Here is a 7,253-nt window from a genome sequence, read left to right as displayed (position 1 = left end):
CCAGCACGGCGGGGCAGCCAGTCCTTCGGAGCCTCACCAAAGGCAAACCGACATGAGCTACACCCCACCGCCCTGGGCATCCAGGGCACCAACCCTAGACACCTACGAACTTAGGGACCGACATGGTCGACGATGTGGAGAAGCGCTGGTCGGGTGACGGGACGTTCCGTCGGGCGGCGGCCTATGTGATCGTGGTGCTGAGTTTCGCGGGCCTGGTGGCGGCGCTGACCTTCTGGTGGGCGGCGTCGCGGGCGCGCTGCGCGGCCGAGGCGGTGCTCTGCGACACGAGTTCGGCCGTGGCGGTGGTCTTCGGCCCGGGTGCGGTGCTGCTGCTGGGCGGGCTCGGCGCGTTCGTCGCCACCTATCTGGTGTGGCGGCGCGGCGGGAAGTGGGTCGTCTGGCAGGGGGCGGGCTGGTTCCTGCTGGTCATGATGACCGTCTATCTCGCGATCGGCGGTGTGTCGGCAGGTAGCTAGGCGGATTCGGCCAGGCCCGCCGGGCGGCAGGTGTCGGCGAGTTCCTGTAGCGGCAGGTCGAGTGCCTGGCCGAGGGCGACCACGGTGCCGAACGCGGGGGAGGGCAGCCGGCCGGTTTCGATCTTGCGCAGGGTTTCCGGAGAGATTCCCGCGGACCGCGCGACCTCGGTGAGGTCGCGGTCGCCGCGTGCCGCGCGCAGCAGGCTGCCGAGGCGGCGGCCGGCTTCGACCTGGGCGGGGGTGAGCGGGAGGCGAACCATGCGCCCCAGGTTACCGCATCGATTGGTATTTAAATACCGGCGCCGCTAAGGTGGTATTAAAATACCGACGAAAGGTGGACGTGTGGTGGAATTGAAGTCGCCCGGCGAGATCGAGCGCATGCGGGTGACCGGAGAGTTCGTCGCGGAGGTGCTGGCCGACCTGCGCGCCCGCGCCGCCGTCGGGGTGAATCTGCTGGATCTGGAAGCCCATGTGCGCGAACGGATCCGGCAGCGGGGGGCGGTGTCCTGCTACTGGGACTACACGCCGTCGTTCGGGCGCGGGCCGTTCCGCAACACCGTCTGCCTGTCGGTCAACGACGCGGTCCTGCACGGGCTTCCGCACGACTACGCGCTCGCCGACGGCGATGTGCTCACCATGGATCTGGCCGTCGGCATCGACGGCTGGGTCGCCGACGCGGCGAGCACCGTCATCGTCGGCACCGCCGCGCCGGAGGACGTGCGGCTGATCCGGGCCACCGAGGAGGCGCTGGCCGCCGCCATCGCGGTCGCGCTGCCCGGCAATCGGATGGGCGATGTCTCGGCCGCGATCGGCGCGGTCGCGAAAGCCCATGGGTACCCGGTGAATCTGGAATTCGGCGGCCACGGGCTCGGTCGCACCATGCACGAGGACCCGCACGTGCCCAATGCCGGGCGACCGGGCCGGGGCTACCCGCTGCGCCCCGGCCTGACCATCGCGATCGAACCGTGGTTCGCCCGTACCACCGATCGCATCTACACCGATCCCGACGGCTGGACCCTGCGCTCGGCCGACGGTTCGCGCACCGCACACTCCGAGCACACCATCGCGATTACCGAGGGCGGCCCGCGGATTCTGACCGCACCGGCCGCCTGAGTGCGGCCCGGTCCCCGAGCTTCGGCGACGTTACTCCGGCTGCGCTGGGCCCGGCCTCGGCGCGGTCCGTTGCCGGAAAGGGGCCCGGTCTCGTCGCGGACCGCCGTCGGAGGTGGGCGTGGCCCGAGGCCGGGTCCGAGGATTCACTCCGAGAGCCAGCGCTCCAGATCGGTGCCCGCGCGCAGTTCGTCGGCGACGACGGCTCGGTCGGCTTCCGAGAGGTCCAGCTCCTGTATCTGCCCCCGGTACTTCGCCGCGGCCTCCGGATCCTCCTGGGCGACAGCGATTTCCGCGAGCATGGCCAGCGCGCGCCCACGTTCCACCGGGGTGGATCGCAGGGCGAAACGACCCAGCCCGACCTCCAGGATCCGGGCGGCGGCCGCATCGTCGTTCTTGAAATCCCGCACGATGCGGGCGTTGTCGAGTACCTTCGCCAGATTCTCGAGCTCCTTCGAACCGCCGTAGTCCAGCTCCCACGGTTCATCGCGCTGGATGAACAGCAGGCAATTGCCGTGCGGGTCGATCAGGGTGAAGCGGCTCTGGCCCGGCCGAAATCGGGTGATCCGCGGATAGCCCTTGGCCGGGATCTTGTTGTACCGGGCCCGTAGGCGCTCGGTGAAATCGCGATGCCGATCGGCCACGTCGTCGACCATGACCAGGCAGGTCACTCCTTCGAAGGGGCTGGTGATTCCGTCGGGCATCCCCGTGAAGTGCAAGGGGCAGTCGTTGCGTTCCAGCGCGAGGTAGATGTACGGCCGGGTCTGGGTGTCGACCACGGTGTAGCCGAGGGTTTTGTAGAAGTCGAGGGTTTCGTCCGGGTCCGCGCTCCACATGATCGGGACTGGGGTGTCGGGCATGTATCTCGCCTCCAAGCAGCATTAGTCAAGTTTGACTAGCCGAGGTTAGTGCGGTCGAGATCCGGAAGTCAAGTTTGAGTAGTATGAGCGCGAGCAAAGGAGCCGATCATGTCCGCAGTGCGCCTGCTGGTGCTTGGTGTCGTCCGTCAGCAGCAGCCCACCCACGGTTACGCGGTCCGCCGCGAGCTGCTGTCCTGGCGCGCCGAAACCTGGACCAATGTCAAGCCCGGCTCGATCTATCACGCGCTCAAGCAACTCGCCGCCGAGGGCAAGCTCGCCACCGTCGGCACCGAGAACAGTGCCGAAGGGCCCGGTCGCACCCTGTACGAAATGACCGAGGCGGGCGAGGCCGAATTCCGCCGGCTCATGGACGGCGCGCTGGTGAGTATCGATATGGAAGAGCTCGGCGCGGCGATCGCGTTCATGGACGCCCTGCCTCGTGATCATCTGGTGGCGAAACTGCGTGAGCAGCAGCGCAACAGCGCCGAGACACGCGACGGGCTGCTCGCCATGATTCCCGATTTCCCCGGCAGGCACGAGCCGCCGCACGCCACCGATCTGCTGGAACTCTGGAGCGGAGTCTTCGCCAACCTCACCGGCTGGACCGCCGGACTGATCGAACGCTTGGAGGCGGGCGAATATCGAACAACCGACTGACGCAACAGGATCCGCCGCCAGTAGGCTGACGCCATGACGAACAGCCTCGGGGCCGTCGGCAGCGCCGACTATGTACTGCTGACCACCTTCCGCAAGGACGGCACGCCGGTCGGCACCCCGGTGTGGGCGGTCGCCGCCGACGACAAGCTCTACGTCTGGACGGTCGCTGACAGCTGGAAGGTCAAGCGGCTGCGGCGCGATCCCGCGGTGACACTGCAACCGTGCAACCCGGCCGGCAAACCGCACGGCGAGGTGATCGAGGGCACCGGGCGGATCCTCGACGAGGCGGGCACCGCCCGGGTGCGCCGACTGCTGAGGAAGAAGTACTTCATTCTCGGGCCGCTCGTCATCCTCGGTAGCAATCTGCGCCGCGGCAAGGCGGGCACGATCGGAATCGAGATCACTCCCGTCGCATAGCTACTCGCGTCCCGGCATGTCGCCTCCGGCGAATCGCCAGGACTTCCGACGGACCCGCACGCGCTCGGCTATCCTTCCTCCCGCACGGGGGTGGTCCGCAGCCGAAATACTGTCCGACACCGGCACGTGAGGTAAGGCCCGGAGAAGGCAGCCCGCGTGACCTGTCCGGGCCCCGAACACGCCGAACTAGACACTGCCCAGTAGAGGGAGGGACTGCATGACCGCACCGACGAGACGGCCGAACCCGGCTCGCCCCTATCCGATCGCCGAACCCGAGGACGAGCACGACCCCAACGGCTGGGTGCCCGTCATCATCGCCGGCGTGGTGGCCGCGTTCGTCATCGCCATCGCCGGAGTGATCGCGGGCTTGATCGTGGTGAACATTCGCGAAAACGACGCGCCCGCACGCAAACCCGCGCCCGCGGCCGCGCCTCAGGTGCCCGCCGTCGCCCCCATCGGTGTGCTGCCCAGCACGCCGGTGGCCGCCGCCGAGCCGGAGGTGCCGGACAATCTCGATCCGAACGCCGTGCAGCGCGGTATCGCCCAGGTGCTGAGCGAGTCCTACGGGCTGGTCGAGGTCAAAGACGTCGTCTGCCCGACGGATCTGCCGGTCGTGGTGGGCGGCAGCTACGAGTGCAGCGTCCGGGTCGATGGCACGAAGAAGACCGTCGCGGTGACCGTCACCGACCATGACGGCACCTACGAGGTCTCCCGCCCGCACTAGAACACTCAGGTCGCCTGGCTCACCGAGGACATGTGGAAGTCGGGAATCCGCAACGGCGGCATGGCCGTCCGGGAGAACCAGTCCTTCCACTCACGCGGCAGCGTGATCTCGGTGCGGCCCGCCTCGCCGACCCGGCGCAGCAGATCCAGCGGACTCTCGTTGAAGCGGAAGTTGTTCACCGCGGCGGTGACCTGGCCGTTCTCGACCAGGTACACGCCGTCGCGGGTGAGGCCGGTGAGCAGCAGGGTGGCCGGGTCGACCTCGCGGATGTACCACAGGCAGGTCAGCAGCAGGCCGCGCTCGGTGCGGGCGATCATCTCGTCCAGGGACGTGTCGGCTCCGCCGGTCATGAGCAGGTTGCCGCCCGGAACCGTCGGCTGCGCACCGAATTCGGCCGCGGTCGCGCGCGGATACATCAGCGACCGGATGACGCCCTCGTGCACCCAGTCCACCCGCTGCGCGCAGAGCCCGTTGTCGAATACCGACACCGCCTCCGAGGACGACCCGGCGGTCACGAACGGCTGGTACTCCAGCTTGGCGGCCGTGGGGTCGGAGTACAGGGTGAGCGGAATATCGGTGAGCCGCTCACCGATTCGAGTGCCGCCCGGCCGGGCGAACGCGGTGTGGCCCTCGTGCGCGCCGCGGCCCTCCATAGACCAGTTCAGGTAGATCATCAGGTCGGCGACCGCGGACGGCGGCAGCAGCGTCTCGTACCGCCCGGCGGGCAACTCGACCCGTCGCGCGGCCCAGTCCAGGCGCTGCGACAGAGCGTTCAACAGCCCCGGGACATCCACATCGGTGAAATCCTGGGTGCCCGCGCCGACCCAGGCGCTCGCCAGATCCGCGCCCGCGCCGCGCTTTCCATTGATCTCGATCGAACCGGTCGGCTGGATCCAGCGGCGGCGGATGCCCGTGGAGGTGCCCAGCCAGGTGGAGTGCGCCTGGTGGTGGGCGAATCCGTACAGCTTGTCGGTACCGTCGAAACCGGTTGCGAGATCTCGGGCGACCTCCGCGAAGACGGTGATGTCGGTGCCGGCGGGGGCGCCGTCCCAGGGCAGGTCCCGATTCGGCGCAGCCGGGTTCGCTGTATCCGGATCCAGCAGCGGCACGGCGTCCTTGGCCGGCTCGGCGGTGCGGGCCGCGTCCTCGCTGGCGCGCACCACGGCCTCGATATCGGCGGCGTCCACGCTGGTGGCACTGACACTGCCGACGCGGGCGTCGTTCGGCCCGGTGCGGAAGATCGAGATCACCGACCAGGACCGCGCGACCGAGGAACCATTGGTGGTCATGGAATTCCCGGCCCAGCGCAGCGACGCCTCGTGCGCGTCCGTGACGAGCACGATGGCCTCGTCCGCGCGCGAGAGCCGCAGCGCCCGCTCCACGACCTCCGGGGCCGCCGAAACCGTTGTCGCTGTCACTGTCCCGCCTCGTTTCGGGTGTTGAGGATATTGACGCCGCGCACCAGCACCGACGGGCAGCCGTGGCTCACCGCCGCGACCTGGCCGGGCTGGGCCTTGCCGCAGTTGAACGCTCCGCCCAGCCGCCAGGTGGACGGGCCGCCGACCGCCTCCATCGAACCCCAGAAATCGGTGGTGGTCGCCTGGTAGGCGACGTCGCGGAGCTGGCCGTCCAGTTCGCCGTCGCGGATACGGAAGAACCGCTGCCCGGTGAACTGGAAGTTGTAGCGCTGCATATCGATCGACCACGATTTGTCGCCGACGATGTAGATGCCGTCGCGCACCCGCGAGATCAGCTCCGCGGTGGTGGTGTCGCGTTCCGGATCCGGTTGCAGGGAAACGTTGGCCATCCGCTGGATCGGCACATGATGCGCCGAATCGGCGTAGGAGCAGCCGTTGGAACGTTCCAGGCCCAGGCGCGGCGCGAAGACGCGATCCAGCTGGTAGCCGACCAGGATGCCGTCACGTACCAGATCCCAGCGCTGGCCGGCCACGCCCTCGTCGTCGAAACCGACGGTGGCCAGGCCGTGCGTTTCGGTGCGGTCGCCGGTGACCTGCATGATCGGGGTGCCGTACTTCAGGGTGCCGAGCTGGTCGGGGGTCGCGAACGAGGTTCCGGCGTACGCGGATTCGTAGCCGATGGCGCGGTCGTACTCGGTGGCGTGGCCGATGGACTCGTGGATGGTGAGCCACAGATTGGTCGGATCGATGACCAGATCGGTGGGCCCCGGCGTGACGCTGGGCGCCTTGACCTTCTCGGCCAGCCAGACCGGAATGCGCGCGAGTTCGTCGTCCCAATCCCACACCCGATCGGCGCCGGTCACGTATTCCCAGCCCCGTCCCGCCGGAGCGGCCAGGGTGCGCATCGATTCGAAGACCCCCGCGGCGGAATCGACGGTGATCGCCTCCAGCTCCGGATGCACGCGCACCCGCTGCTGGGTGATCGAGGTACCGGCGGTGTCGGCGTAGAAGGTCTGCTCCTTGACCTGGAGCACCGACGCCGTCACGTGGTCGACGCCGTCGGCGGCCGACAGCCGTCCCGAATAGTCCTGCAGGACATCGACTTTGTCGGCGGTCGGAAGGGCGAACGGGTCCACCTCGTAGGCCGAGACCCACCGCGCGCCGGCGTAGCGCGGCTCGGCGGCGAGCTCCACCCGCTCCCGGTTCAGCGCCCGCAAGGTCTTGGCCACCGTCACCGCGCGCTGGGCCACCTCGGCGGCCGCGTCGGGTGTGAGCGCGGCGGCGGAGGCGAAACCCCACGTGCCATCGACGATCACGCGGACCGCCAAGCCCAGATCGGTGGCATTGGTGATCGCCTCCACTCGGCCGTCGCGCAAGCGGATCGACTGTGTCACCAGCCGATGCACCCGCAGATCGGCGTGCGAGGCGCCCAGGACGCGGGCGGTGGACAGGGCGGCGTCGGCCAGCGTAGCCAGTGGCAGCGCGAGGAATTCGGCGTCCACTTCGGCGGGCCCGCCCCTCGTCGAATCGCTGCGCGATGCTGAGTTCATAGACCAACGCTACACGCTCGGCCGAATTGCCCTGAGCGACT

Annotated in this window: 9 protein-coding genes; 5 read left to right on the top strand and 4 right to left on the bottom strand. The window is 68.8% G+C overall.

Going from position 1 to position 7,253, the window contains the following annotated elements; genetic code table 11:
* Nucleotides 1–122: 122 nt before the first annotated feature.
* Nucleotides 123–476, top strand: a complete 354-nt coding sequence (locus tag ACFVMC_RS32560; RefSeq protein WP_379216717.1) for a hypothetical protein — start codon at nucleotides 123–125, stop codon at nucleotides 474–476.
* On the opposite strand, the gene ACFVMC_RS32555 is transcribed toward ACFVMC_RS32560, so the two are convergent.
* Complete coding sequence (locus ACFVMC_RS32555) at nucleotides 473–736, bottom strand: helix-turn-helix transcriptional regulator (RefSeq protein WP_379216716.1); 264 nt, start codon at nucleotides 734–736, stop codon at nucleotides 473–475. The genes ACFVMC_RS32560 and ACFVMC_RS32555 overlap by 4 nt on opposite strands.
* A gap of 82 nt (nucleotides 737–818) precedes the next feature.
* Here ACFVMC_RS32555 and map point away from each other — a divergent pair, with 82 nt between their 5' ends.
* On the top strand, nucleotides 819–1,589 hold the full coding sequence (gene map, locus ACFVMC_RS32550) for a type I methionyl aminopeptidase (RefSeq protein WP_379216714.1): 771 nt from the start codon (nucleotides 819–821) through the stop codon (nucleotides 1,587–1,589).
* 143 nt (nucleotides 1,590–1,732) lie between these two features.
* On the opposite strand, the gene ACFVMC_RS32545 is transcribed toward map, so the two are convergent.
* Nucleotides 1,733–2,446 (bottom strand): glyoxalase, encoded by a 714-nt coding sequence (locus tag ACFVMC_RS32545; protein WP_379216713.1) that lies wholly within the window; start codon nucleotides 2,444–2,446, stop codon nucleotides 1,733–1,735.
* 108 nt (nucleotides 2,447–2,554) lie between these two features.
* Here ACFVMC_RS32545 and ACFVMC_RS32540 point away from each other — a divergent pair, with 108 nt between their 5' ends.
* The 3 genes from ACFVMC_RS32540 (at nucleotide 2,555) to ACFVMC_RS32530 (ending at nucleotide 4,244) form a co-directional block, all read left to right on the top strand.
* Nucleotides 2,555–3,103 carry a PadR family transcriptional regulator gene (locus ACFVMC_RS32540; protein ID WP_379216711.1) on the top strand — a complete coding sequence of 183 codons (549 nt, stop codon included), beginning with the start codon at nucleotides 2,555–2,557 and terminating at the stop codon, nucleotides 3,101–3,103.
* 33 nt (nucleotides 3,104–3,136) lie between these two features.
* Complete coding sequence (locus ACFVMC_RS32535) at nucleotides 3,137–3,520, top strand: PPOX class F420-dependent oxidoreductase (protein ID WP_379216710.1); 384 nt, start codon at nucleotides 3,137–3,139, stop codon at nucleotides 3,518–3,520.
* 217 nt (nucleotides 3,521–3,737) lie between these two features.
* A complete protein-coding gene (locus ACFVMC_RS32530; RefSeq protein ID WP_379216709.1) occupies nucleotides 3,738–4,244 on the top strand; it encodes a DUF4333 domain-containing protein in 507 nt (168 codons plus the stop codon).
* Between the two features lie 5 nt (nucleotides 4,245–4,249).
* On the opposite strand, the gene ACFVMC_RS32525 is transcribed toward ACFVMC_RS32530, so the two are convergent.
* Together ACFVMC_RS32525 and ACFVMC_RS32520 are read right to left on the bottom strand one after the other, a co-directional pair.
* The gene (locus ACFVMC_RS32525) at nucleotides 4,250–5,662 is read right to left on the bottom strand and encodes a metallopeptidase TldD-related protein (protein WP_379216707.1); all 1,413 of its coding nucleotides are present in this window, start codon (nucleotides 5,660–5,662) and stop codon (nucleotides 4,250–4,252) included.
* A complete protein-coding gene (locus ACFVMC_RS32520; protein ID WP_379216706.1) occupies nucleotides 5,659–7,212 on the bottom strand; it encodes a TldD/PmbA family protein in 1,554 nt (517 codons plus the stop codon). Before ACFVMC_RS32520 ends, ACFVMC_RS32525 begins: the two co-directional genes overlap by 4 nt.
* Nucleotides 7,213–7,253 lie beyond the last annotated feature (41 nt).

The sequence above is a fragment of the Nocardia sp. NPDC127579 genome (assembly GCF_042672005.1).
Taxonomy (GTDB): Bacteria; Actinomycetota; Actinomycetes; order Mycobacteriales; family Mycobacteriaceae; genus Nocardia.
This window is presented reverse-complemented; position numbering and strand designations above follow the sequence as displayed.